The following is a 22,732-nucleotide window of genomic DNA, read 5'->3' as shown; positions in this document are numbered from 1 at the left end:
ACCGCGAAATCAGTGTGTCCAGGGTTGGACGCGGTTGAAGCGAAAATTGTCGGTGTACGAAACGACCTGACGGGCCGGATCCTTCGGCTGGATCACCCGGTATTCGATACCTTCACGCTTGGCATAGGCTTCCGCCTGTTCCAGGGTCTCAAAAGTCAACCGCAACTGCTGTTTCATATCGCCGGAAGACGTATAACCGAGAATCGGATCAATGCGGCGCGGCTGTTCCTGATCGAACTCCAGGACCCAGAGATGGGTCTTGGCCTTGCCGGACTGCATAGCGGTTTTTGCGGGACGATAGATCTTCGCGGGCATTCCTGTGACGCTCCATGGACTGGACCGGCGCAAGCCTCGCCTGAAAGCGTGGTCGGAGTGGAGAGATTCGAACTCCCGACCCTCTGGTCCCAAACCAGATGCGCTACCAGACTGCGCTACACTCCGTTCCTACGTTGACTGCGAGATACACGGTTCCTTTTTGTGTCGCAACATCAAAATAAGGCCTTAGCCCATCAAAGGAAAAGTTAAGTGGGGATCACCACTGATTGCCGATGCGCTTGCCGACCGCCTTGTCGCCCACCTTTATGCCAAGCGCCTTCGCCCGGCCGGCATTGATCTCCAGCACGAATTTCACCGGTCCCTGCGAATCGATGATATCCCGCGAGAAGGGCACGGCGTTCTCCTTGATATGGGAAATCGTGCCGTCCCCCTGGATGAACAGCATGTCGAGGGCGAGAACGGTGTTCTCCATCCACATGGAAACCCGCCGAGCCTGGCCAAAGTCGAACAGCATGCCGTGATCCGGCGCCATTTCCTTGCGATACATCAGGCCATGCTGCCGCTGCGCGTCGGTGACCGCCAACTCGATCGAAAGCCTGTGAGTCTCGCCAGCCGCCGTCCTGATCGAAAGCTCGTCGCGCGGGAACGTCATCTCCTGCGCGATCGCTGCCCCCGCCAGGAGCAGAAAAAGCGCCGCAAGGGCGCTTTTGATAACTTTCAACGAAATACGCATCAGTGTGACCGACTCACAGGATTGGGATTGTCGGGATGAATTTCGGCGGCCATCAGGCCTTTGTCGCCAGGCCCGTAGCGGACCAGGACCACCTGGCCGGGGCGCAATTCGGTGAGGCCGAAGCGCCGTAGCGTCTCCATATGCACGAAAATATCTTCTGTCCCCTCGCCGCGCGTCAGGAAGCCGAAACCCTTGGTGCGGTTGAACCATTTAACCAAGGCGCGTTCGAGCCCGCTGGTAGCAGTCACTTGTACGTGCGTGCGAACCGGCGGAAGCTGCGAGGGATGCACGGCAGTCGACTGATCCATGGAGAGGATACGGAAGGCCTGGTAGCCACGATCCCGCTTCTGGATCATCGCCACGATGCGGGTCCCCTCAAGGATCGTCTGGTAACCGTCGCGCCTGAGGCAGGTCACGTGCAGGAGAACATCCTGCATGCCGTTATCGGGAACGATGAAGCCGAATCCCTTGGCCACGTCGAACCACTTTACGACGCCGGTGATCTCGATCAGCTCAACCGGCTCACCCGAGAGCTCCTCGAAACCGGCAACGCCCTTCGATGACATCCTGTCTGCCATATCCTGTCGGCCCCTCGATTACGCGTTACGACGTGACGGTTTAACTGATTCCCGAAGGATAGATTAACATCCCGCTAACCGTCCAGCGCAAGTCCCCGTCTTGGCTTTATCCACCTTCATCTCTATTCAGGGTGGCTTGCTCCAGGCTGACGTCTGCGCCATATCCGTACGGCATTCATCGGAGGGAGACATCATAATGCGTTATCTTCATACCATGGTCCGGGTGAAAGACCTGGATGCTTCGCTTCATTTCTATACAACTGTTTTCGGGTTGAAGGAGATTCGGCGCAGCGAAAACGAAAAAGGCCGTTTCACTCTGGTTTTCCTCGCCGCGTCCGACGACCTCCAGGCTGCCGAGAAAAATCTCGCGCCTTGCATCGAGCTTACCTATAACTGGGACACCGAAGACTATACGGGCGGGCGCAATTTCGGTCACCTCGCCTATGAAGTCGACAACATCTACGACTTCTGCAAGCACCTGCAGGACAACGGCATCACTATCAACCGCCCGCCGCGCGAGGGCCGCATGGCCTTCGTCAAGTCTCCCGACGGCATTTCCATCGAACTCCTCCAGAAGGGCGAGAACCTGCCGGTCGCCGAGCCCTGGGCGTCGATGCCAAATATCGGCACATGGTAATTCCCTCCGGCGCGGCGCTCCTCAAATCGCCGCGCCGGCCCTCATCCAACCTTGCCTCAAGCTGACCCGGCACTCGCGTGCCGGTCTCAGGCGGCTTGTCCATCCGGCACTTCCGGGAGATGCTCCAAATCACGATTCGACGCGAGCTGACGGGGCTTCCCTTGCCAAAAATGCCTTTCTCTTCTTCGAGCATCCGCATGGCGCTGGCTGCTGCATCCGTTTCCGCCTTGTTGCTGAGCGGCTGCACCACGACGAGGGAAACCGCCGAAGCAGGCTTATCGCAGCCTGAGACGACAAAGCCGGCAAGCGCCAAGGGGATTCTCGCCAAAGGTGGCACCACCGCTTCGAGCCGCTATGTCGATCCGATGATCTCCAAGGCCTCAGGAAAGCAACGAGCCCAGACGCAAACTCCTCCTGCATCGACAGTGTTGCCGAACGAGAGCGGTTTTCCGGTCGCTCCCACCGCTCCGCAGCCCTCCTCTATCGCCGGCCTCGCGACCCAGCCGACAGCCATCCGTGCCGGCAGCAGCACGATCTTCTCGTCCAATCCGCCCGCTTCCGCGCCTTCCACCTCCCCGTCCGCCAGCGGTCCGGTTCCGGCCGAACTGCCAAGGCGTAATTTCAACGCCACAACCGCAAGCCTCTTCGGTCTTCAGCAGGCCGTTCCTGCCGCGACATGCGGCACCGATCCGCAGGGCAATCCGTTAACTTGCTGATTCGACGCTATTTTTGCCCCTAAATTCGACCGCACGACACCTGTCATTTTTTTGCAAAAAAGATGGTTTTGGCGCTTGCGGGAAAGAAATCACCTCTCTATAAGATCGCTCACCGCACGCGCCCTTCGTCTATCGGTTAGGACGCCAGATTTTCATTCTGGAAAGAGGGGTTCGACTCCCCTAGGGCGTGCCACTTCCTTCTCCCAAGTTTTTGTTTTTGCTTCTCTATCTGCTGATCGCCGGCGGCATTTGCGCGCGCCATTTTTTTGCGGCCGCCAAGTGGAAAAAGTGCATTTTTGCGCTTGCGGGAAGTCAGCACCCTCACTATAAGGGCGCTCACCGCACGCGCCCTTCGTCTATCGGTTAGGACGCCAGATTTTCATTCTGGAAAGAGGGGTTCGACTCCCCTAGGGCGTGCCATCCGGCATTTTTTTGCATTCCATCTTTTTCATAGTATGGTGCTGATCTTCAGTAGCAGGCGCCCATCGTCTAGCGGTCAGGACGCCGCCCTCTCACGGCGGTAACACGGGTTCGAGTCCCGTTGGGCGTACCACTTCCCTCTTCAAAATGAACTGATCGCGTTTATACCGCTTTTGCCGCGTCGAGCAGGCGGAGTTGGATCCGGCGGTTGCCCTGCCAGTGGTCGGCGCTCAGGCAACCGGCGGCGTGGATCTGGCTTCCTCGCGAATTGAGCAGCATGTTTCCGAGCGGCGTCTCGGCGGCGCGGAAAGCGATTCCTTCAATCCGCGAGCCGTCCACCGCCTCCAGCGTCACCTTGATATGCGCCGTGCCGACCAACCGCGCATCCTTCAGCCGATGGGCGGGGATCGCAAAGACCGGCTGGGCATGGCCGGAGCCGTAGGGGCCAGCCTGTTCGAGCATATCGAAAAGCTCCAGCGTCGCACCGGAAGCCGACAGAGCGCCATCGATCTTCAGCACATGGTTGGCGACGAGGCCCGGCACGCTTTCGCCCGCCATTTCCTCGAAGAAGGCGCGCAGACGCCCGAGATTGGCCCGATCGACCGTCAGGCCCGCCGCCATGGCATGGCCACCGCCCTTGACGAGCAGGCCAGCGTCGACGGCGGCCCGAACCATACGACCCATGTCAAAACCGTTGATCGAGCGGCCGGATCCCATCCCCTTGCCGGACGGATCGAAAGCGATCGCAAAGGCCGGACGCCTGAACTTCTCCTTCAGTCGCGCGGCGATCAGTCCGACGATGCCGGGGTGCCATTTCTCGCTTGCCGTCACCAGCACTGACGCGCCCTCGCCCGTTCCGTATTCGGCAAGCACTTCGGCTTCCGCTTCAGCGAGCATGGCCGCCTCCATCGCCTGCCGCTCGCGGTTGAGCTCATCCAGCCGACCGGCGATCTCTTCGGCCTCGACCGCGTCGTCCAGCGTCAGCAGACGACTGCCCAGCGCCGCATCGCCGATGCGGCCACCGGCATTGATACGCGGACCGACGAGGAAACCCATGTGATAGGGCGTCACCGGCCCGCCAAGCCCAGCCTTGCGAAAAAGTGCTGCGAGGCCTGCATTGCCCATATGGCGCGCGGCAAGCAGCCCCTTGACCACATAGGCGCGATTGAGGCCCTTGAGCGGCACCACGTCGCAGACGGTCGCGAGCGCCACGATGTCCAGCCAGGCGAGCAGGTCGAGCGACTTTGCGCGCGGATCGCCACGCTCACGCAGAAGGCGCGCGGCGGCTACGAGCACCATGAAAACCACACCGGCGGCGCAGAGGTGGCCCTGGCCGGAAAGATCATCCTCGCGGTTGGGATTAACGAGCGCCAGGCATGGGGGCAGTTCGTGGCCGAGCTGGTGGTGGTCGATGACCACGACGTCGCAGCCTTCGTCGCGGGCGGCAGCGAGCGCATCATGGCTGGTGGAGCCGCAATCGACGGTGACGATGAGTCCTGCACCGTTGGCGATCAACTGGCGGATCGCCGTCGGATTGGGGCCGTAGCCCTCGAAGATGCGATCTGGAATGTAGATTTCCGCCTCGACGCCGAAATGCCGGAGGAAGCGATAGAGGAGCGCAGAAGAGGCGGCGCCATCGACGTCGTAATCACCGAAGATCGCTACCTTCTCGCGCCTTGCGATGGCATCGGCCAGACGGTTCACCGCTTTTTCGCAATCCGTCAGGGTGAAGGGCTCCGGCATCAGCGAACGGATGGTCGGATCAAGGAAGGCCAGAGCATCGTCGAGCGTAACACCGCGCCCTGCCAGAACGCGGGCGACAAGATCGGGGATGCCATGGATCTGGGCAATCGCGAGCGCCCTGTTTTGCGCCGCCTGGTCGAGACGCGATACCCAGCGCTGATCGCTTGCAGAGCGTTCAACACCCAGGAATGCGCGCGGGACGGGATCAACCGTTTCCGCCGCCGACGAAAGCGCGGAGATAAGTCTGGTCATCGATCGCTTTTAGCGCATTCAAGGAGAAACAGTAATCCACCCCACCGAACCATCGTGTGGATTGCGTCCTCTCCTGAATTTATTGTGAGCTCTCAGAGCGAAAACCAGATTATCGCACACGCGGCCAAGCCTATCAGGGCCGCAAAGAAGACGAGCATGAAGCTCCAATTCCCGCGCCCTTCGAAATCGTCACTCGCTTGATCGTTTGCATGGACCAGATGCAAGGTCCGCGAACCCATCGACTTGTCGACGGCTCCACCAATTCCCAGCCGGTAGGCCTTTTTCCCAGTGTTCATGGTGATCACGCAAGCGCCTCCTCGCGATGGTGATTACACCTGACAATCTACGCCCGGGAACCTCGCCCGGCTAGTCTTGAAATCTTCATAAGGCCTGCTTTTTTGACGGCTGTTTCAGGAGCATACCGTCCCTTCCGCGAATAAAAAGGCCGGCAAGGAAACCGGCCATTTTCCTGAAATCCTAGAAGGCTTTAGGCCGCTCGATGCGGATCACCTGAGGCTCCCCGACGAGATAGCTTTCCGTCTTGATCGCATCAACCGCCTTGCGGATCGAAGCCTCGGTCGTCGCATGGGTGACGAGGATGATCGTCTTGGGGCTGTCGTCGCCGGCTTCCGGTGTTGCGCGCTGTACGATCGATTCGAGCGAGATCGCATTTTCCGCCATGCGCGTCGCGATCGAGGCAAAGACGCCGGTGCGGTCGGCCACCGTCAGGCGGATGAAATAGCCGCCCTCGTGGCTGCGCATGCGCGCGCGCTTGTAGGGAGCGAGCGATGCAGCCGGCGTGCCCAGCACCGGCACGCGTTGCTCTCCCGGACGGCTCTTGGCGATATCGGCGATATCACCCAATACGGCGGATGCCGTCGCATTGCCGCCGGCACCGGGGCCAACCATCAGCAATTCGCCAAGGATATCGGATTCGATCGCCACCGCATTGGTGACGCCGTCAACCTGCGCAATCACCGTGTCGTGCGGCACCATGGTCGGGTGCACCCGCTGCTCGATACCGCTCTCGGTCTTTTGCGCAACGCCGAGCAGCTTGATGCGATAACCGAGATCGGACGCGGCACGGATGTCCTCGATCGAGATATTGGTGATGCCTTCCAGATAGATCTCGTCGGCGGCGATTTCGGAGCCGAAGGCCAGCGTCGTGAGGATGGCAAGCTTGTGGGCCGTGTCGTTGCCCTCGATGTCGAAGGCCGGATCGGCTTCGGCGTAGCCCAGACGCTGTGCTTCCCTGAGGCAGTCGGCAAAGGACAGGCCCTCCTTCTCCATCCGGGTCAGGATGTAGTTGCAGGTGCCGTTCATGATGCCGTAGACGCGCGAGACGGTATTGCCCGTCAGGGATTCGCGCAGCGCCTTGATGACCGGAATGCCGCCGGCGACCGCCGCCTCGAAATTGAGGAGCGCGCCCTTTTCCTCGGCGATCTTCGCGAGTTCCACGCCGGAGGCGGCGAGCAGCGCCTTGTTGGCGGTCACCACATGGAGACCCCGCTCCAGCGCCGCCCGGACGGAGTTCGCGGCCGGTCCATTGGCGCCGCCCATCAGTTCCACGAAGACGTCGATATCGGCTTCTGCTGCCAGTTTCTCCGGTGTATCGAACCAGGCGATGCCGGAAATATCGATGCCGCGATCGCGATTGCGGTCGCGGGCCGTCACGGCCGTGATCTCGATCGCACGGCCGCACGTGACGGTGAGTTCGTTCGCGCGATTCTGGATGATCCGGACGAGCGAGGCACCAACGGTGCCGAGACCCGCAATCCCGACTTTGAGGGCATCTGACATGCTATTCTTCCTGGTTCCTGGGGAGGAGGAGGCGGACCACGGGGACCCGCCTCATGCTAAAGAAATCCGATCAGCGGCGCGTATTGAGCGAGATGACGTTGTGCATCGTGTCATCCGCCGTCGACAGGAACTTCTTGATGTTGCGCGCAGCCTGGCGGATACGATGCTCGTTCTCGACGAGCGCCAGACGGACGTAGTCGTCGCCCATTTCGCCGAAACCGACGCCCGGCGCGACCGCGACATCCGCTTTCTCGACAAGAAGCTTCGAAAACTCCAGCGAACCGAGGTGGCGGAATTTTTCCGGGATCTTCGCCCATGCGAACATGGTCGCAGCCGGCGGCGGCACTTCGAAACCGGCCTTGCCGAAGCTCTCGACCATCACGTCGCGGCGGCGCTTGTAGATATTGCGGACCTCCGCAATGTCGGAACCGTCGCCGTTCAGCGCGTGGGTAGCGGCCACCTGGATCGGCGTGAAGGCGCCGTAGTCGAGATAGGATTTCACCCGCGTCAATGCGGAGATCAGGCGCTCGTTGCCGACGGCAAACCCCATGCGCCAGCCGGGCATGGAGAAGGTCTTCGACATGGAGGTGAATTCGACGGCGATATCCATCGCGCCCGGCACCTGCAGCACGGACGGCGGCGGCTCGCCTTCGAAGTAGATTTCCGAATAGGCCAGATCCGATAGCACGATGATGTCGTGCTTCTTCGCGAAGCTCACCACTTCCTTGTAGAAATCGAGCGACGCCACATGTGCCGTCGGGTTGGACGGATAGTTGAGAATCAACGCCAGCGGTTTCGGGATCGAATGCTTCACGGCGCGTTCGAGCGGCGGGAAGAAACTGTCGTCCGGCTCAACCGACATGGAGCGGATCACGCCGCCCGCCATCAGGAAGCCAAAGGCATGGATCGGATAGGTCGGGTTCGGGCAGAGGATCACGTCGCCTGGCGCGGTGATCGCCTGCGCCATATTGGCAAAGCCTTCCTTTGAGCCCAGCGTCGCGACGACCTGGGTCTCAGGGTTCAGCTTGACGCCGAACCGGCGGGCATAATAGGCGGCCTGGGCGCGGCGCAGGCCTGGAATACCCTTGGAAGACGAATAGCGGTGCGTGCGCGGGTCCTGCACCACTTCGCATAGCTTGTCGACGATCGCTTTCGGCGTTGGAAGATCGGGATTGCCCATGCCGAGATCGATAATGTCGGCGCCACCCGCTCGCGCGCTCGCCTTCAAACGGTTGACCTGTTCGAAAACGTAGGGCGGCAGACGCCGGACTTTATGAAACTCTTCCATGGCTCCCTCGAAAAAATAGATGCGGAAAGCAGGCCTCATTGCGCTGCTTCGTGGCGCATCCTAGACGATTTGTGATTTGCGGCCAAACGGGCCGAAACGCAAGCGCTATTTGGCGATGTTGGCCAAGGCGTCGTTGCCGTGCTCGGCAGCGAGCTTGCGATATTCGGCGACGCGTCGCTGATACTCGGCTTCCGAGATCGAGCCGGTCCTGCGGGCGCGGGCCAGTGCGGCAAGCCGCGGCTCGCTCTTATGGTAATCGTCATCTTCGATCTGCTCTGCGGCAGCCGTCAGAGTCGGGGCGAAGGTGGGATAGGTGCCGGTGTTTTTCTTGACAAGCGGACCGGGCGCCGGCGAGGTGCTGGACTGGGCGACGACGGCGGGCGGCGGCGTGTTGGGAATGCCGTCGTCGAGCGCGAAGCTCTGGCTGTTGCAGCCGGTCAAAAGAGACAGTGCGCCAAGACCCACCCATAGCGGTATGCCGACGATTCCATGCCTCAGTTTTTCCATTTCCGTAACCCAGTTTCCGTGCCGGCAATATATCTACCTGAACGCGCCGATCGCTGGCACTTGTATTCGCTTTCGGGCACAATGTACAAACGAAAACAAACGAGAATTCGCTGGGAGGCCGTGCGTGACGGAAAAGACCGAGGATAAGGGCGGCACGGGACAGGAATTTCCGGGCTTCGATCCCAAATCGGTCGAGGCCTATATGGTCAAGGACCCGCACGCGCTTGCGATGAACGTCGCTCGGGCGCTGGAGAATCTCGGCAAGGCGGCATCGGAATGGCTCAAGCCCCGTGAGAGTGGCGAGATCGTCGATTCGGCCGCCGACCCGATGACCGATCTCGTGAAGACGCTCTCGAAAGTGACGGAATACTGGATCTCCGATCCGAAGCGGACGCTGGAAGCGCAGACGCTGCTTTTCTCGAGCTACATGGGCATCTGGATGCGCAGCTTGAGCCGGTTCTCCGGCCAGCCGGTCGAACTCGCGCCGGAAATGTTGCCCAACGACAAGCGTTTTGCCGATCCCGACTGGGTGAAGAACCCGTTCTTCGCGTTTTTGAAGCAGGTCTATCTGGTCACCGCCTCCTGGGCAGAAAAGCTGGTGAGTGACGCCGAGGGGTTGGACGAACACACCAGACATAAGGCCGCTTTCTACGTGAAGCAGATCACGGCGGCTCTTTCGCCGGTCAATTTCGCGCTCACCAACCCGGAAATCTATCGCGAGACGATCGCAACCAGCGGCGCCAACCTCGTAGCCGGCATGAAGATGCTCGCCGAAGACATCGCCGCCGGCGGCGGGGAACTGAGGCTGCGCCATACGGACGCGACCAAGTTCGCCATCGGCCACAATCTGGCGCTCACGCCGGGCAAGGTCATCGCCCAAAGCGATATCTGCGAAATCCTGCAATACGAACCTTCGACCGAGACCGTGCTGAAACGGCCGCTGATGATCGTGCCGCCCTGGATCAACAAGTTCTACATTCTCGATCTCAACCCGCAGAAGAGCTTCATCAAGTGGTGCGTCGACCAGGGCCACACTGTCTTCGTCATCTCCTGGGTCAACCCGGACAAGCGGCACGCCAGGAAGGATTGGGAATCCTACATGCGCGAGGGGATCGATTTCGCGCTCACAACGATCGAAAAGGCGACCGGCGAGAAACAGGTGAACGCGGTCGGCTATTGCGTCGGCGGTACGCTGCTCGCCGCCACGCTTGCCTATCACGCAAAGCAGAAGAACCGCCGGATCGCTTCCGCGACCTTCCTCACGACGCAGGTGGATTTCACCCATGCGGGCGATCTGAAGGTTTTCGTCGACGAGGAACAGATCGCTGCGATCGAAAAGCAGATGGATGCGGCCGGCTTTCTCGAAGGTTCGAAGATGGCAACCGCCTTCAACATGCTGCGCGCTTCCGAACTCATCTGGCCCTATGTCGTCAACAACTACCTCAGGGGCCAGGAGCCACCGCCCTTCGATCTGCTCTACTGGAATTCCGATTCGACCAGGATGGCAGCCGCCAACCATGCCTATTACCTGCGCAACTGCTATCTCAGCAACAATCTGAGCAAGGGTGAGATGAAGCTCGGCGGCAAGTTGGTTTCCCTCAAGGACATCAAGATCCCGGTCTACAATCTCGCAACCCGCGAGGATCATATCGCGCCGCCGAAATCCGTCTTTCTCGGCTCTTCGCTGTTCGGCGGACCTGTCGACTTCGTGCTGACCGGCTCCGGCCATATCGCCGGCGTCGTCAATCCGCCCGACAAACAGAAGTACCAATACTGGACGGGCGGCAAGGTGAAGGGAGATTTCGAGGATTGGTTTGCCAAGGCTGAGGAGAGCAAGGGTTCCTGGTGGCCGCACTGGCATCAGTGGATCGAGGCGAAGGACGACGCCCAAGTCCCGGCCCGCAAGCCCGGCGGCTCGGCGCTCAACGCGATTGCCGACGCGCCCGGCACCTATGTGCTTGCCCGCATCTGACCGCCCTTCCCCATGCGTTTCGATCCGCCGCTCGTCCCCGCGACCCTTTTGCAGCGCTACAAGCGCTTCCTCTTCGATGCGGTCGCAGAGGACGGCACGCCGTTTACCGGTTCCTGCCCCAATACCGGCTCGATGCGTGGGCTGACGGCTCCGGGTTCACGTATCTGGGTGTCGCTGCATGACAGCCCGACCCGCAAATACCGGCACATGTTCGAGATGGTCGAGGTGGATGGCGAAACGGTCGGCATCAATACCGGCCTGCCGAACCGGCTTGCAGAGGAGGCAATCCGCGCCGGTCTTATCCCGAGCCTCGCCAGCTACGGGGCGATTTTGCGCGAACAGCGCTATGGCCGCAATTCGCGCATCGATTTCCTGCTCTCCGGGGATGGCCTGCCGGATGCCTATGTCGAAGTGAAGAACGTCCATTTCATGCGGGAAACCGGATTGGCCGAATTCCCCGATACCGTGACCAAGCGCGGCGCCAAGCATCTGGAGGAACTGGGCGACATGGCGGAAGCCGGTCACCGGGCGGTGATGATCTACCTGATCCAGCGGCACGATTGCACGCGCTTTTCGATCTGCGCCGACCTCGACCCGCTCTATGCCCTGGCCTTCGAGCGGGCAAAATCCCGCGGCGTCGAAGCCTATGCCGTCCGCTGCCGCGTTTCGCCCGAAGAGATCGTCCCTTCGGGACTGATTCCAGTCGACGGTCTCGGTTAACGCTTCTCGGCCGCCTTGTAGACGGCATTCCGGTCACGCCGGCCAACTGCGATCACTAGCACGATCAGTTGCGCATCGCGGACCTCGTAGACGAGACGATAACCGGCGCTTCTGAGCTTGACCTTGTAGCGGTCCTCGTCGCCGTAAAGCTGGGCGGAGGGCACGCGCGGATTTTCAAGCCGCTCGGCAAGCTTCTTCCTGAATTGATCGCGGATATTGGCGTCGAGCTTTCGCCACTCCTTCAAAGCAACGTCGAGAAAGGCGAGCTCATAGCTCATCCAGCGTCACCTTGACGACGGCTTCCCCTGCCCGGCTGTCCGCCAGCGCATTGAGTTCAAGGTCTTCGAGCCTATCCATCATGACTTCGTAAGCCTTGGCGGGAATGCAATAAAAGGCCGGCTCGTTGCGGTTCAGGATGGCGACCGGGGCTCCCTCGCCTGCGGCGACGGTTCCCATTGGATTGCGCTTCAGTTCCGAAATGCTGGCTGTCACTTCGGCAAGGACAACGCTAACCATGGCTCTCTCTTTCGTATATCAATCCGCTCCTTATATAGAGCGCTAAACAGCACTTTAAAAGGCTCTTTCAGTGCGATCAATCCACATCGCCGCCAACAAACCGCTCACGATTCGCTGAACCCGATGGACGAACCCTGCCCTGCTGCTTTATGAACGGAGGAATTGCGAGAGAAGAACCATGGTCAACTACATCGAGGCGGTTTCCGCCCCTCTTAAGAACACGGGCGCGATCCGTCTCTATACTCCGGAAGACTTTGCCGGCATGCGCAAGGCCTGCCTGCTCACGGCACGCTGCCTTGACGAACTCGCGTCGATCGTCAAGCCCGGCGTCACCACCAGTGCAATCGACCGCTTCGTCTTTGAGTTCGGCATGGATCATGGTGCCCTGCCCGCCACGCTGAATTATCGCGGCTACAAATATTCGGTCTGCACCTCGATCAACCACGTCGTCTGCCACGGCATGCCGGATGACAAGCCGCTGCGCGAAGGCGACATCGTCAATATCGACGTCACCTATATCCTGGATGGCTGGCACGGGGATTCGAGCCGCATGTATCCTGTCGGACAGATCAAGCGCGCCGCCGAGCGCCTGCTCGAAGTCACCTATGAATGCCTGATGCTGGGCATCGCGGCCGTCCGCCCAGGCGCGCGCACCGGCGCGATCGGTGAAGCGATCCAGACCTATGCGGAAGGCGAACGCTGCTCGGTGGTGCGCGATTTCTGCGGCCATGGCGTCGGACGGCTTTTCCATGACTCGCCAAACATCCTGCATTACGGCCGCGCCGATGAAGGCCCGGAAATGAAGGAAGGCATGATCTTCACGATCGAGCCGATGATCAATCTCGGCAAACCGCATGTGAAAGTGCTTTCCGACGGCTGGACGGCGGTTACCCGCGACCGCTCGCTTTCGGCGCAATACGAGCATGCCGTCGGCGTGACGGCCACAGGCTGCGAGGTCTTCACGCTGTCGCCCGCGGGTCTCGACCGGCCGGGCCTGCCGCCGCTTTCGAGGTAGCCATGGCGAACCGCTCGGCCTCTCCGCCGGACGATCAGGCGTCCTTCATCGAGGACGAGCGCGGCTTTTTCGCCGAACAGCTTTCCAAGCCGAAAGCCATCAGGAAATCGACGGCTCTGGACAAGGAAGAGCCGAGCGCCCATTACTATGGCCATCGCGAGCGGCTGCGCACCAAATACCGCGACCATGGCGACACAGCACTCGCCGATTACGAAGTCCTCGAACTGCTGCTCTTCCGGCTGATCCCGCGGCGCGACACCAAGCCGATCGCCAAGGCCCTGATCGATCGTTTCGGGACGCTGGCCGGGGTCTTCGGTGCGCCGCCGGCGCTGCTGCAGGAGGTCAAGGGCGTCGGTGAGGCCGTAGCACTGGACCTCAAGCTCGTCGCGACTGTCGGCCAGCGGATGCTGAAAAGCGAGTTGCGCGGCAAGCAGGTGCTCTCCTCCTGGTCATCGGTCATCGATTATTGCCATGCCGCCATGGCCTACGAATCCCGCGAGCAGTTCCGCATCCTCTTTCTCGACAAGCGCAATGCGCTGATCGCCGACGAGGTGCAGGGTCACGGCACGGTCGACCACACGCCGGTCTATCCGCGCGAAGTGGTGCGCCGCGCGCTGGAGCTTTCCGCCACCGCCATTATTCTGGTCCATAACCATCCAAGCGGCGACCCGACGCCCTCGCGCGCCGATATCGACATGACGAAGACGATCATCGATACCGCCAAACCGCTCGGGATCACGGTGCACGACCACATCATCATCGGCAAGGACGGGCATGTCAGCCTGAAGGGGCTGAGGCTGATCTGATTTCCCCGGACGTTAGGCCACCTGCACCAGGTGGCCTTCGGAAACCTCACGATATTCCCGTTTCGGCGGCCGGTAATCCATCGGGCGCACGGGGCTCTTCAGTTCGTCGTTGGAAATGCCGCGGCGGATGCCGCGCCGCGCCGGGTCCGGCACCGGAACGGCAGCCATCAGCTTCTTCGTATAGGGATGCTGCGGGTTCTCGAAGACCGCTGCCCGCGGGCCGATCTCGACGATCTCGCCGAGATACATCCCCGCCACCCGGTGGCTCACCCGCTCCACCACCGCCATGTCGTGGGAGATGAACAGGAAGGCGAGGTTCAGGCTCTGTTGCAGGTCGAGCAAAAGGTTGCAGACCTGCGCCTTGATCGACACGTCGAGCGCCGAGACGCTTTCGTCCGCCACGATCACCTTCGGGTCGAGCGACAGCACCCGGGCGATCGCGATGCGCTGCCGCTGGCCGCCGGAGAATTCGTGCGGATAGCGGCTCGCCATGTCGGGTGAAAGCCCCACCTTGCGCAAGAGGTCGGCGGTCTTCTCCCTCGCCTGCTTCGCCGTCCCGAGCCTGTGCTTGATGAACGGCTCGGCAATCGCCTGGCCTACCGTCATGCGCGGGTTGAGCGATGAAAACGGATCCTGGAAGATCATCTGGATCGTCTTGCGCATGTTGCGCAGACCAACCTGGTCGAGATGCAGCACGTCGTAACCGTCGAGCGCCACCTCGCCGCCGGTCGGCTCGATCAGCCGCATGATGGAGCGACCGGTCGTCGACTTGCCGCAGCCGGATTCACCAACCAGTGACAACGTCTCACCCTGAAAGAGATCGAAGGAAATGTTCTCGACCGCATGCACCGCACCGGTCTGGCGCGCAAAGAGGCCGGAGCGGATCGGAAAGCGGGTGACAAGGTTCCTGACGGCGAGGACCGGCGTCTTGCGCGTATCGACGGTGCCCGCGACCTCGGCGGGTTCGGCCGCTTCGCCGGTCGAAACATCGACAACCGGGAAACGGGTCGGCCATTTGCGGTTCCGCATCGAGCCGAGCCGCGGCACGGCGGAGAGAAGTGCGCGCGTATAGGGATGCTTGCCGCGGTGGAAGATTTCCTCCGTCGGGCCGCTCTCCACCGCCTCGCCCCGGTACATGACGATGGTGCGGTCGGCGATCTCGGCGACGACGCCCATATCGTGCGTGATGAAGAGGACGGACATGCCCTCTTCTTCCTGCAGCACCTTGATCAGATCAAGGATCTGTCCCTGGATGGTGACATCAAGCGCCGTTGTCGGTTCGTCGGCGATGAGCAGTTTCGGCCTGGAGGCGAGCGCCATGGCGATCATCACCCGCTGGCGCATGCCACCCGAGAACTGGTGCGGGTAATCATCGAAGCGCGCGGAGGCGTTCGGAATGCGCACCTTTTCCAGAAGCCGCACCGTCTCGGCGCGCGCCTCATGTTTCGACAGGCCCTTGTGGCGGGTCAGCACTTCCGAGATCTGCCGACCGATGGTGAAGATCGGGTTGAGCGAGGTCATCGGCTCCTGGAAGATCATCGAGGCGTCGTTGCCGCGCACGCCGCGCATCTCCTTCTCGGAGAGCGCCAGCAGGTTCTTGCCGGCCAGCAGGATCTTTCCCTCGATGCGGCTCGAACCCGGCGAAAGCAGCCGCATGATCGAGAGCGATGTGACGCTCTTGCCGGAGCCGGATTCCCCGACAATCGCCACCGTTTCGCCGGGGCCGACGTCGAAGGAGACGTCGCGCACGACGCTCTTCCATTCGCCGTCGACCAGGAAGGAGGTCGTGAGGTTCTTGACGGAAAGGACGGGTGTTTCGCTCATTGGGGCTTCCAGGGCGTGGCAAAGGAGGCGGAGGGGCGGCCTTCCGCCTCGCGGGCGGCTTCAAGCGCTGCGATCTTCTCGTCGATCACCCGGCGGTCGATCATGCCGTGCGGGTTCTCGCGAGTCGGCATGGTCTCGGCGACATGCAGGTAACGCTCCTGCGCCACCGCGTAGAGCCGCCGCAGTTCACGAAGCGGATCGGTATGATCGTCGGCGTGGATTCGCAGCCACGGATAATCCTGGTCGCGATAGATAACCATGGCGGCGGATTGCTTGCCCCGCTTGTCACCGCCGGCCGCCTCGCCCGCATCCATGGCATCGAGCAGCCGTTCGGCAAGCGGCGCGTCGGCCGCCGCCCTCTCCTTATAGACGCGCAGCGTCTCGGCGATCACCTCAGGCCCGGCCAGCATGTTGCCGGCGACGGACACATTGTCGTCCACCAGATGGCCGGCCCAGTCGACGCAGTTCTCGCCGGTATAGGCGGCGTTGCGGCCGCTCGCGTCGATCAGGTGGAACTGGCGCTGCCGCCGCCCGTCGTCGCGGGCCGTCAGCGTCCCGATGATCTCTTCCGGCAACTTTCCCTCTTCGAGCAGCTTCAGCCCGTCCGTACCGTAGAGCGGACTGACGAAGGCCTGGGTGGCGACCGCGCCCACCCTGCCCCTGATATGCGGCACGGCGGCGCCGACGGCGAAGAAGCGGCTCGCGACGGCAATCCCCAGATGACCCGTTTGCGGGTCGCGCGCGACGATCGACCAGGTCATGGACTACCTCCCCACCGCATAGGCCTGCATCAGGCGCGGCGTCGCCGCCGCCCGCATCAGGCCGTCCGCATCGCGGCGGGCGGCGGTCAGGCGGCCGACGCTCCAGGGATCGGCCACCGTCACCTGGTGGCCGCGGCGGCGCAGTTCGTCCAGGACCTCGGCGCCGATATTGCTTTCCACCATGATGTTCCCGGGCTCACTGGTGCGCGGATAGAAGGAGCCCGGGAAATGCGTCGTATGGAAGAGCGGCATGTCGATCGCCGCCTGGAGGTTCTTCTTGTAGTGGACGTACCGCAGGAAGAAAGGCAGTTGCCACTGGTCCTGCTGGTCTCCGCCGGGCGTGCCGAAAACCAGCGTCGGCCGGCCCTGGTGCAGCGCAAGCGATGGCGTCAGCGTGGTGCGCGGCCGTTTTCCCGGTGCGAGCGAGGTCGGCAGGCCGGGCTTCAACCAGAACATCTGGGCACGCGAATTCAGTGCGAAACCAAGGCTGGGCACGATCGGCGAAGACTGCAGCCAGCCACCGGACGGCGTGGTCGAGACCATGTTGCCCCATCGATCGATGACGTCGATATGCACCGTGTCGCCGCGCTTCTCGGTGAGGTGCGACATGGTCGGCTCGTAGACCGCCCCCTTGCCGCTTACTTGCGCCAGCATCGCCATCGTCAGGTCGAACTGGTTGTCGTAACCCGGCACGCGGCCGGGGCGGAGTTCAAGCGAGGCTTCCTTGGTGATCAGCTTGCGGCGCTCAGCGTTGTAGCCTTCCGACAGCAGGTATTCGGTCGGGATCTGCGCGAATTCCGGATCGCCGTAATAGACCTCGCGGTCGGCATAGGCGAGCTTCATGGCTTCGACGACGACATGCACGAAGTCCGGGCCGGCCGGGTCCATCGTCGACAGGTCGAACCCCTTCAGCAGCGCCAGGGACTGAAGCAGCACTGGCCCCTGACCCCACGCCGGCGTCTTGGCGACCGTCCAGTCGTGGTAATCGTAGGTCTGCGGTGCCTCGATGGTCGCCTCCCAGTTCGCCATGTCGTCGGCAGTCAGAACGCCCTTATGCCTGGCGCCGCTCGCATCCATCACTGCGGTGGTGCTGACATATTTGTCGATCGCCTCTGCCACGAAGCCACGGTAGAAAGCGTCGCGGGCAGCCTCGATCTGGTTTTCGCGGCCGGTCTTCGCCTCGGCCTCGGCAATGATCCGCTTCCAGGTTTCGGCGAGAACCGGGTTCCTGAAATTCGCCTGCGGCTCGGGTGCGGCGCCGCCCGGCAACCAGGTCGCGTAGGAGGTCGGCCATTCCTTCTCGAAGAAGCCGGCAAGCCCCTTGATGGTGGCGGAAACACGGGCAAGCACCGGATGGCCGTTTTCGGCGTAGTAGATCGCCGGCTCCAGCACTTCGCGAATGCTCATCGTGCCGTAGTCGCGCAGCATCAGCATCCAGCCGTCGAAGGCGCCCGGAATGACGGTCGCGAGCAGCCCGTCGCCGGGGATCAGCGTCAGGCCTTCCGACGTGTAATGCTCGATCGTCGCGCCGGCCGGCGCCGGCCCTTGCGCGCAGATGACCTCGACCTTGTCCTTCTTTTTCGAGTAGAAGACGGCCGGCATGTCACCGCCCGGACCGCAGAGATGCGGCTCGACGATCTGCAGCACGAAGCCGGTCGCAACCGCCGCATCGAAGGCATTGCCGCCCTTTTCCAGGATCGCCATGCCGACGGCGGATGCGATCCAGTGGGTGGAGGTGACGACGCCGAACGTGCCGAGAATCTCGGGCCTTGTGGTGAATTCAGTCATAATATCGATATTCCTTTCAAATCAGGATTCGCGCGGGTCGAGCGCGTCGCGCAGGCCGTCGCCGAGCAGATTGAAGCCGATCACCACGAGGAAGATCGCCGCGCCCGGCCACATCGCCATCCACGGCGCCTGGGTGAGAAAATTCTTGGCGACGTTCAGCATCGAACCCCAGGAGGGCGCCGGCGGCTGCTGGCCGAGGCCGAGGAAGGACAGGCTCGCCTCGGCGATGATGGCGGTCGCCACCGTCAGCGTCGCCTGCACGATGATCGGTGCGAAGACGTTCGGCAGGATGTAACGAACCATGATCTCCACATGGTTCAGGCCGACGGCACGCGCGCCTTCGACATAGTCTTCCGTCTTTACCGCGAGAACCTGGCCGCGCGTCAGCCGCACGAAGATCGGCATCGCCGAAAGCCCGATGGCGATCATCGCATTCATCAGGCTCGGCCCCAGGAAGGCGGCGAGCGCGATCGCCATGATCAGGAACGGCATGGCGAGCAGCGCCTCGGTGATGCGCGAGATCACCATATCCACCCAGCCGCCGAAATAACCGGAAACGAGGCCGAAGGGCACGCCGATCACGACGGCGATCGCCACCGAGACGACGCCGGCCATCAGCGATGCCTGCGCACCCCAGATCATCCGGGAGAGAATATCGCGGCCAAGATCGTCGGTGCCGAGCCAGTACGCCGCGGACGGCGCCTTGCGGATCGCCGACCAGCTTGTGGCAATCGGATCGATGATTGGCAGGATCGGTGCGGCGACCGCCAGAATGGCGAAGAAAAGAACGATTGCCGCGCCGACGAGCGCACTTCTGTTTCGCTTCATCTTGCGCCAGGCGCGGCTTTCCCCGCGCTTTGCCACCGTTATGGACGGCACTTGATCGATCGTGGTCATAGGGTTGCCCTCAGACGCGGATTGAGCAGAACGTAGAGAACGTCCGCGATGAGATTCATGAGGATGAAGCCGACGGCCGTGCACAGCACGACGCCCTGCACCACCGCATAGTCGCGGTTGAAGACGGCATCGACGATCAGCTTGCCGAAACCCGGAATGGTGAAGATCTGTTCTGTCAGGACCGCGCCGGCAAGCAACTCGCCGAAAAGCAGCGCCGAGAGCGTGACGACGGGAAGCAGCGCATTGCGGAAACTGTGGCTCAGGACGACCTCGCGGGGCGAAAGCCCCTTGGCGCGGGCGGTGCGGATATAATCCGCGCTCATGACGCCCACCATGGCTGAGCGCGTGTGGCGCATGAGCTGGGCTGCGAGCGCGGTGCCGAGCACAAAGGCCGGCATGATCATGGTCTGCAGGGAGCGCACGGGGTCGACAAAAATCGACTCGTAGCCGGAGGCCGGCAACCAGCCGAGATTGACCGAAATCAGCAGGATCAGCATGATTCCGAGCCAGAAATTCGGGATCGACAGCCCGGAAAGCGCGAAGATGTTCGCGATATAGTCGAGGGCCGTATTCTTCTTGACGGCGGCCAGGATGCCGGTCGGTATGCCGATCAAGAAGGCGATGATCATCGACATGACAGCAAGCTGAATGGTCACCGGCAACTTCTGCAGGATGAGTTCGAGCACCGGTTGATTGGTCCTCAGTGAAATGCCGAAATCGCCCTGCACGATGCCGCCGAGCCAGCGGACATATTGCACCGGCACGGGATCGTTCAGATGGTATTTCTCGCGCAGGAATTCGATCACCGCCGGATCACGCTCCTCCCCGGCCATGGCGAGAATCGGATCGCCGGGCAAGAGCTTCTGCAGCGAAAAGACGAAGACGGAGATGATCAGCAGGGTCGGGATGGCGACCAGCAGACGCTTTCCAATATAGACAGGCATGATGCCGTCCCTTGTTGAAGTATGCGGTTCAAAGGTGCGAGGGAAAGATGCCGCACGGGGATCCCCGCGCGGCACCGGCAGATCAGCCTTCCTTCTTGACGCCTTGCAGGCGGATCATCCCGTCGGGGCTCGGCACAAAGCCGCTGACGCTGTTCTTGTAAGCCCAGATCCACGACTGGTGGCCGAGATAGATGACCGGCAGTTCGTCGTTCAGGATGGCGGTCGCCGCGTCGTACTTCTCCTTGCGGATCGCATCGTCGGTCGAAGCACGCGCCTCGTTGAGCAGTTTGTCGACTTCCGGGTTGCAGTATTTGGTATCGTTGATGCCGCCCTTGCAGGTGACGAACTGATGGACGTTGCCGTCGGGATCGACGCGGCCGGACCAGTCGGAGCGGCTGAGCTGGTAGTTGCCACGGGTCTGCTCGTCGAGCAGGGTCGCAAATTCCGTCGACTTCAGGCTGACGTCGAAACCGGCTTCCGCCACCATCGACTGGACGATCTGCATCATCTGCTGGGCGACCGGGTTGTTCGGAATCTGCATCTCGATCGGCACACGGTCGAAGCCGGCTTCCTTGATCAAGGCCTTGGCCTTTTCGACATCGCGCGCCGGGACCGGAATCGCTTTGTTGAACCACGGGCTGTTCGGCGGGAAAGGCTGGTTGCCGCCGACGGCCGTGCCTTCATAGACGATCTGGGTCAGGGCATCGCGATCAATCGCCAGCGAGAAGGCCTGGCGCAGGCGCTTGTCCTTGCCGAACGGATTGTCGGCGCGCGGGCCGTTGCCGATGTTCGCATAAAGCGCCATGTAGCCGATGTTGACGACGGCATCATATTTCAGGCCGGAATCCCCCTTGACTGACGCAACATCCGTCGGCGCCAGACGCTCGATGAAATCGAGGTCGCCGGAACGCAGGTTGGCGAGGCGGACGGTCGTATCCGGAATCGGAAGGTAGGTGACCTTGTCGATGAAGACCTTGTCCTTGTCCCAGTAATCGGCGAACTTTTCGAGTACGATGCGGTCCTGCTGGACGCGCTCGACGAATTTGAACGGGCCGGCGCAGGCAGGCTTGGAACCGAAGTTGGCGCCGAGTTCCTTGGCCGCCGTCGGCGAAACGATCATGCCGGCGCGGTCGGAAAGCTGGGCGAGCAGCGTCACGTCCGGAGCCTTCAGCGTAAACTTGACTTCCAGCGGGCCGGTCGCCTCGACCTTTTCCACCGAGGAGAGCTCGCTCTTGCGTCGGGATTCGGGCAGCGTCATGTTGCGTTCGATCGTGGCGACCACGGCGGCCGCATCGAGCGGCGTTTCGTCATGGAACTTGACGCCCTCGCGGATCTTCATCGTCAGTTCCTTGCCGTCGGCGGACCAATTCCATTCGGTCGCAAGCTGCGGAACGATTTTCAGATCCGGGGAGACATCGACCAGCTTGTCGCACATGGCGGTGTAGACGATGCGGCCCACGAAGGTGCGGGACTGGGCCGGGTCGAGAACATCCGCATCGTCCTGCAGACCGATACGGAGTTCGGCGGACATGGCCGGAAGGGCAAACAGCGCGCCAGCAAGCAACGCTGTCGTCAGCTTGGCAAGTCGTTTCATATGGTCATTCCTCTCTTTTGGTTCTCTGGTTCCTGTTTTTCTGCTGTCCGGCTTGGCTGCCGGCTTCTCATGCAATCGCGTTCCTTGTCTTCAAATCCTCCGGGGCAGTCTCCGCGCCCCCGTGATCGACGGAGGTCGCACGGATCAGCACCTCCTGGAGCCCGAGAAGATGTTCGCGCATCGCCTCCCCGGCTCGCGCCGGGTCCCGTGCCTCGATCGCATCGATGATGCCGGCATGCTGGATATGGATGGCGCCCTGTCGGCGGTTGCTGGCACGCGCCCGCTCCCGGATCGCCTGCCAGGCCTCGTCCTGGCGAACACGGTTGATGAGGTCGAAAATCGACAGGAAGAGCTGGTTGCCGGCGGCCTGCGCGATCTGGCGGTGAAACGCGCCGTCCCAAAGTTCCTTCGAATCCGCGTCAGTGCTCTCGGCGATCTTGCGGGCAAGATCGCGCATCTTCTCCACATCGCGAGGCTTGGCGCGCATAGCCGCAAGCTGGGAAAGCTGCGGCTCGATCCTCAACCGGACTTCCATGATTTCCATGAAATCGGTGCCGGCGACGAGATCGCCGAGATGTTCGCTCCAGCGGGCGGGCCGCTCGCCGATGAACGTTCCCGAGCCCTGGCGGCGCCAGATCAACCCCTCGGCCTCCAGCACTTCGAGCGCCCGGCGCACCGCGCGGCGGCTGATCCCGAGCATCTCGGCCAATGCCCGCTCGGTCGGCAGACGTCCCTCAGCGCCGAATTCCCCGGCAGCCATAAGCTTCCTCAGGCGATCAAGCGCATAGTTCGAATTGTCGTGAGCCTCGCTCGTTTTCCCCTGAACCATTTTTGTACCAATTCTTGATTGGTTCAAGTGGATGGCATTTCGCGTGCCCAGTCAAGACACTTTTTCATCAATTTTTGCAGTGCACAAAATTTGTGCAGAAAGGTCGAAATCGAGGC

The 22,732-nt window shown here is 61.8% G+C and carries 23 protein-coding genes and 4 tRNA genes; 9 read left to right on the top strand and 18 right to left on the bottom strand.

The features are described 5' to 3' along the window. Nucleotides 1-9 precede the first annotated feature (9 nt). From JL39_RS20355 to JL39_RS20340, 4 genes are all read right to left on the bottom strand, one after another. A complete protein-coding gene (locus JL39_RS20355; RefSeq protein ID WP_037154899.1) occupies nt 10-315 on the bottom strand; it encodes an ETC complex I subunit in 306 nt (101 codons plus the stop codon). 49 nt (nt 316-364) lie between these two features. Continuing rightward, nucleotides 365-441, bottom strand: a tRNA-Pro gene (locus JL39_RS20350). A gap of 91 nt (nt 442-532) precedes the next feature. Next, nucleotides 533-1,009, bottom strand: coding sequence for a DUF192 domain-containing protein (locus JL39_RS20345; protein WP_037154897.1), 477 nt, complete (start codon nt 1,007-1,009; stop codon nt 533-535). Continuing rightward, nucleotides 1,009-1,587, bottom strand: coding sequence for a cold-shock protein (locus tag JL39_RS20340; RefSeq protein ID WP_037154893.1), 579 nt, complete (start codon nt 1,585-1,587; stop codon nt 1,009-1,011). The genes JL39_RS20345 and JL39_RS20340 overlap by 1 nt, the downstream gene beginning before the upstream one ends. A 196-nt stretch (nt 1,588-1,783) precedes the next feature. Between JL39_RS20340 and gloA the strand changes: the two genes are divergently transcribed. The 5 genes from gloA to JL39_RS20315 all read left to right on the top strand — a co-directional run bounded on the left by gloA (nt 1,784) and on the right by JL39_RS20315 (nt 3,493). After that, entirely contained in the window at nt 1,784-2,224 is a 441-nt protein-coding gene (gene gloA, locus JL39_RS20335) for a lactoylglutathione lyase (RefSeq protein ID WP_037154890.1), read from the top strand. A gap of 197 nt (nt 2,225-2,421) precedes the next feature. Continuing rightward, on the top strand, nt 2,422-2,940 hold the full coding sequence (locus JL39_RS20330) for a hypothetical protein (protein WP_037154887.1): 519 nt from the start codon (nt 2,422-2,424) through the stop codon (nt 2,938-2,940). Nucleotides 2,941-3,058: 118 nt separating this feature from the next. Then, a tRNA-Glu gene (locus tag JL39_RS20325) sits at nt 3,059-3,133 on the top strand. A 152-nt stretch (nt 3,134-3,285) separates the two neighbouring features. After that, nucleotides 3,286-3,360 (top strand) — tRNA-Glu (locus JL39_RS20320). 58 nt (nt 3,361-3,418) lie between these two features. After that, a tRNA-Glu gene (locus JL39_RS20315) sits at nt 3,419-3,493 on the top strand. 29 nt (nt 3,494-3,522) lie between these two features. Here JL39_RS20315 and recJ read toward each other — a convergent pair. The 5 genes from recJ to JL39_RS20290 form a co-directional block, all read right to left on the bottom strand. Beyond that, nucleotides 3,523-5,355, bottom strand: a complete 1,833-nt coding sequence (recJ, locus tag JL39_RS20310; RefSeq protein ID WP_037154884.1) for a single-stranded-DNA-specific exonuclease RecJ — start codon at nt 5,353-5,355, stop codon at nt 3,523-3,525. A gap of 92 nt (nt 5,356-5,447) precedes the next feature. Then, on the bottom strand, nt 5,448-5,660 hold the full coding sequence (locus JL39_RS20305) for a hypothetical protein (protein ID WP_037154881.1): 213 nt from the start codon (nt 5,658-5,660) through the stop codon (nt 5,448-5,450). A 172-nt stretch (nt 5,661-5,832) separates the two neighbouring features. Next, on the bottom strand, nt 5,833-7,155 hold the full coding sequence (locus JL39_RS20300; RefSeq protein WP_037154877.1) for a homoserine dehydrogenase: 1,323 nt from the start codon (nt 7,153-7,155) through the stop codon (nt 5,833-5,835). Nucleotides 7,156-7,225: 70 nt separating this feature from the next. Further along, the gene (locus JL39_RS20295) at nt 7,226-8,443 is read right to left on the bottom strand and encodes an LL-diaminopimelate aminotransferase (protein ID WP_037155344.1); all 1,218 of its coding nucleotides are present in this window, start codon (nt 8,441-8,443) and stop codon (nt 7,226-7,228) included. A gap of 105 nt (nt 8,444-8,548) precedes the next feature. After that, complete coding sequence (locus tag JL39_RS20290) at nt 8,549-8,950, bottom strand: hypothetical protein (protein WP_052183015.1); 402 nt, start codon at nt 8,948-8,950, stop codon at nt 8,549-8,551. 124 nt (nt 8,951-9,074) lie between these two features. On the opposite strand from JL39_RS20290, the gene phaC reads away from it, so the two are divergent. Together phaC and sfsA are read left to right on the top strand one after the other, a co-directional pair. Next, nucleotides 9,075-10,922, top strand: coding sequence for a class I poly(R)-hydroxyalkanoic acid synthase (gene phaC, locus JL39_RS20285; RefSeq protein ID WP_037154874.1), 1,848 nt, complete (start codon nt 9,075-9,077; stop codon nt 10,920-10,922). Nucleotides 10,923-10,934: 12 nt separating this feature from the next. After that, a complete protein-coding gene (sfsA, locus tag JL39_RS20280) occupies nt 10,935-11,642 on the top strand; it encodes a DNA/RNA nuclease SfsA (protein WP_037154871.1) in 708 nt (235 codons plus the stop codon). On the opposite strand, the gene JL39_RS20275 is transcribed toward sfsA, so the two are convergent. Continuing rightward, complete coding sequence (locus tag JL39_RS20275) at nt 11,639-11,920, bottom strand: type II toxin-antitoxin system RelE/ParE family toxin (protein ID WP_037154868.1); 282 nt, start codon at nt 11,918-11,920, stop codon at nt 11,639-11,641. The two genes, sfsA and JL39_RS20275, sit on opposite strands and share 4 nt — an antisense overlap. After that, nucleotides 11,910-12,158, bottom strand: a complete 249-nt coding sequence (locus JL39_RS20270; RefSeq protein WP_037154866.1) for a type II toxin-antitoxin system Phd/YefM family antitoxin — start codon at nt 12,156-12,158, stop codon at nt 11,910-11,912. The genes JL39_RS20275 and JL39_RS20270 overlap by 11 nt, the downstream gene beginning before the upstream one ends. A gap of 178 nt (nt 12,159-12,336) precedes the next feature. Here JL39_RS20270 and map point away from each other — a divergent pair, with 178 nt between their 5' ends. Together map and radC are read left to right on the top strand one after the other, a co-directional pair. Next, on the top strand, nt 12,337-13,173 hold the full coding sequence (gene map, locus JL39_RS20265) for a type I methionyl aminopeptidase (RefSeq protein WP_037154863.1): 837 nt from the start codon (nt 12,337-12,339) through the stop codon (nt 13,171-13,173). 2 nt (nt 13,174-13,175) lie between these two features. Further along, nucleotides 13,176-13,979 carry a DNA repair protein RadC gene (radC, locus tag JL39_RS20260; RefSeq protein WP_037154861.1) on the top strand — a complete coding sequence of 268 codons (804 nt, stop codon included), beginning with the start codon at nt 13,176-13,178 and terminating at the stop codon, nt 13,977-13,979. Nucleotides 13,980-13,991: 12 nt separating this feature from the next. On the opposite strand, the gene JL39_RS20255 is transcribed toward radC, so the two are convergent. From JL39_RS20255 to JL39_RS20225, 7 genes are all read right to left on the bottom strand, one after another. After that, nucleotides 13,992-15,803, bottom strand: a complete 1,812-nt coding sequence (locus tag JL39_RS20255; RefSeq protein ID WP_037154859.1) for an ABC transporter ATP-binding protein — start codon at nt 15,801-15,803, stop codon at nt 13,992-13,994. Continuing rightward, nucleotides 15,800-16,564, bottom strand: coding sequence for a DUF1028 domain-containing protein (locus JL39_RS20250; RefSeq protein ID WP_037154856.1), 765 nt, complete (start codon nt 16,562-16,564; stop codon nt 15,800-15,802). The genes JL39_RS20255 and JL39_RS20250 overlap by 4 nt, the downstream gene beginning before the upstream one ends. Nucleotides 16,565-16,567: 3 nt before the next feature. Continuing rightward, the gene (locus JL39_RS20245; protein ID WP_037154854.1) at nt 16,568-18,352 is read right to left on the bottom strand and encodes a gamma-glutamyltransferase family protein; all 1,785 of its coding nucleotides are present in this window, start codon (nt 18,350-18,352) and stop codon (nt 16,568-16,570) included. A 21-nt stretch (nt 18,353-18,373) separates the two neighbouring features. Next, the gene (locus JL39_RS20240; protein WP_037154851.1) at nt 18,374-19,249 is read right to left on the bottom strand and encodes an ABC transporter permease; all 876 of its coding nucleotides are present in this window, start codon (nt 19,247-19,249) and stop codon (nt 18,374-18,376) included. Then, entirely contained in the window at nt 19,246-20,193 is a 948-nt protein-coding gene (locus tag JL39_RS20235; protein WP_037154849.1) for an ABC transporter permease, read from the bottom strand. The genes JL39_RS20240 and JL39_RS20235 overlap by 4 nt, the downstream gene beginning before the upstream one ends. 82 nt (nt 20,194-20,275) lie before the next feature. Next, complete coding sequence (locus tag JL39_RS20230) at nt 20,276-21,787, bottom strand: ABC transporter substrate-binding protein (protein ID WP_037154846.1); 1,512 nt, start codon at nt 21,785-21,787, stop codon at nt 20,276-20,278. Nucleotides 21,788-21,854: 67 nt separating this feature from the next. Continuing rightward, nucleotides 21,855-22,616, bottom strand: coding sequence for a FadR/GntR family transcriptional regulator (locus tag JL39_RS20225; RefSeq protein ID WP_037154843.1), 762 nt, complete (start codon nt 22,614-22,616; stop codon nt 21,855-21,857). Between the last annotated feature and the right edge of the window lie 116 nt (nt 22,617-22,732).

It is taken from the genome of Rhizobium sp. YS-1r, assembly GCF_000757525.1.
GTDB classification, from domain to species: Bacteria; Pseudomonadota; Alphaproteobacteria; order Rhizobiales; family Rhizobiaceae; genus Neorhizobium; species Neorhizobium petrolearium.
Note: the sequence above shows the minus strand (reverse complement) of the source record. Positions and strands in the feature narration are given on the sequence as shown.

What these genes read in the sequence shown, in the direction of transcription:
- JL39_RS20355 (WP_037154899.1), bottom strand. Translation starts at nt 315, where the DNA reads ATGCCCGCGAAGATCTATCGTCCCGCAAAAACCGCTATGCAGTCCGGC.
- JL39_RS20345 (WP_037154897.1), bottom strand. Translation starts at nt 1,009, where the DNA reads ATGCGTATTTCGTTGAAAGTTATCAAAAGCGCCCTTGCGGCGCTTTTT.
- JL39_RS20340 (WP_037154893.1), bottom strand. Translation starts at nt 1,587, where the DNA reads ATGGCAGACAGGATGTCATCGAAGGGCGTTGCCGGTTTCGAGGAGCTC.
- gloA (WP_037154890.1), top strand. Translation starts at nt 1,784, where the DNA reads ATGCGTTATCTTCATACCATGGTCCGGGTGAAAGACCTGGATGCTTCG.
- JL39_RS20330 (WP_037154887.1), top strand. Translation starts at nt 2,422, where the DNA reads ATGGCGCTGGCTGCTGCATCCGTTTCCGCCTTGTTGCTGAGCGGCTGC.
- recJ (WP_037154884.1), bottom strand. Translation starts at nt 5,355, where the DNA reads ATGACCAGACTTATCTCCGCGCTTTCGTCGGCGGCGGAAACGGTTGAT.
- JL39_RS20300 (WP_037154877.1), bottom strand. Translation starts at nt 7,155, where the DNA reads ATGTCAGATGCCCTCAAAGTCGGGATTGCGGGTCTCGGCACCGTTGGT.
- JL39_RS20295 (WP_037155344.1), bottom strand. Translation starts at nt 8,443, where the DNA reads ATGGAAGAGTTTCATAAAGTCCGGCGTCTGCCGCCCTACGTTTTCGAA.
- JL39_RS20290 (WP_052183015.1), bottom strand. Translation starts at nt 8,950, where the DNA reads ATGGAAAAACTGAGGCATGGAATCGTCGGCATACCGCTATGGGTGGGT.
- sfsA (WP_037154871.1), top strand. Translation starts at nt 10,935, where the DNA reads ATGCGTTTCGATCCGCCGCTCGTCCCCGCGACCCTTTTGCAGCGCTAC.
- JL39_RS20275 (WP_037154868.1), bottom strand. Translation starts at nt 11,920, where the DNA reads ATGAGCTATGAGCTCGCCTTTCTCGACGTTGCTTTGAAGGAGTGGCGA.
- JL39_RS20270 (WP_037154866.1), bottom strand. Translation starts at nt 12,158, where the DNA reads ATGGTTAGCGTTGTCCTTGCCGAAGTGACAGCCAGCATTTCGGAACTG.
- map (WP_037154863.1), top strand. Translation starts at nt 12,337, where the DNA reads ATGGTCAACTACATCGAGGCGGTTTCCGCCCCTCTTAAGAACACGGGC.
- radC (WP_037154861.1), top strand. Translation starts at nt 13,176, where the DNA reads ATGGCGAACCGCTCGGCCTCTCCGCCGGACGATCAGGCGTCCTTCATC.
- JL39_RS20255 (WP_037154859.1), bottom strand. Translation starts at nt 15,803, where the DNA reads ATGAGCGAAACACCCGTCCTTTCCGTCAAGAACCTCACGACCTCCTTC.
- JL39_RS20250 (WP_037154856.1), bottom strand. Translation starts at nt 16,564, where the DNA reads ATGACCTGGTCGATCGTCGCGCGCGACCCGCAAACGGGTCATCTGGGG.
- JL39_RS20245 (WP_037154854.1), bottom strand. Translation starts at nt 18,352, where the DNA reads ATGACTGAATTCACCACAAGGCCCGAGATTCTCGGCACGTTCGGCGTC.
- JL39_RS20240 (WP_037154851.1), bottom strand. Translation starts at nt 19,249, where the DNA reads ATGACCACGATCGATCAAGTGCCGTCCATAACGGTGGCAAAGCGCGGG.
- JL39_RS20235 (WP_037154849.1), bottom strand. Translation starts at nt 20,193, where the DNA reads ATGCCTGTCTATATTGGAAAGCGTCTGCTGGTCGCCATCCCGACCCTG.
- JL39_RS20230 (WP_037154846.1), bottom strand. Translation starts at nt 21,787, where the DNA reads ATGAAACGACTTGCCAAGCTGACGACAGCGTTGCTTGCTGGCGCGCTG.
- JL39_RS20225 (WP_037154843.1), bottom strand. Translation starts at nt 22,616, where the DNA reads ATGGTTCAGGGGAAAACGAGCGAGGCTCACGACAATTCGAACTATGCG.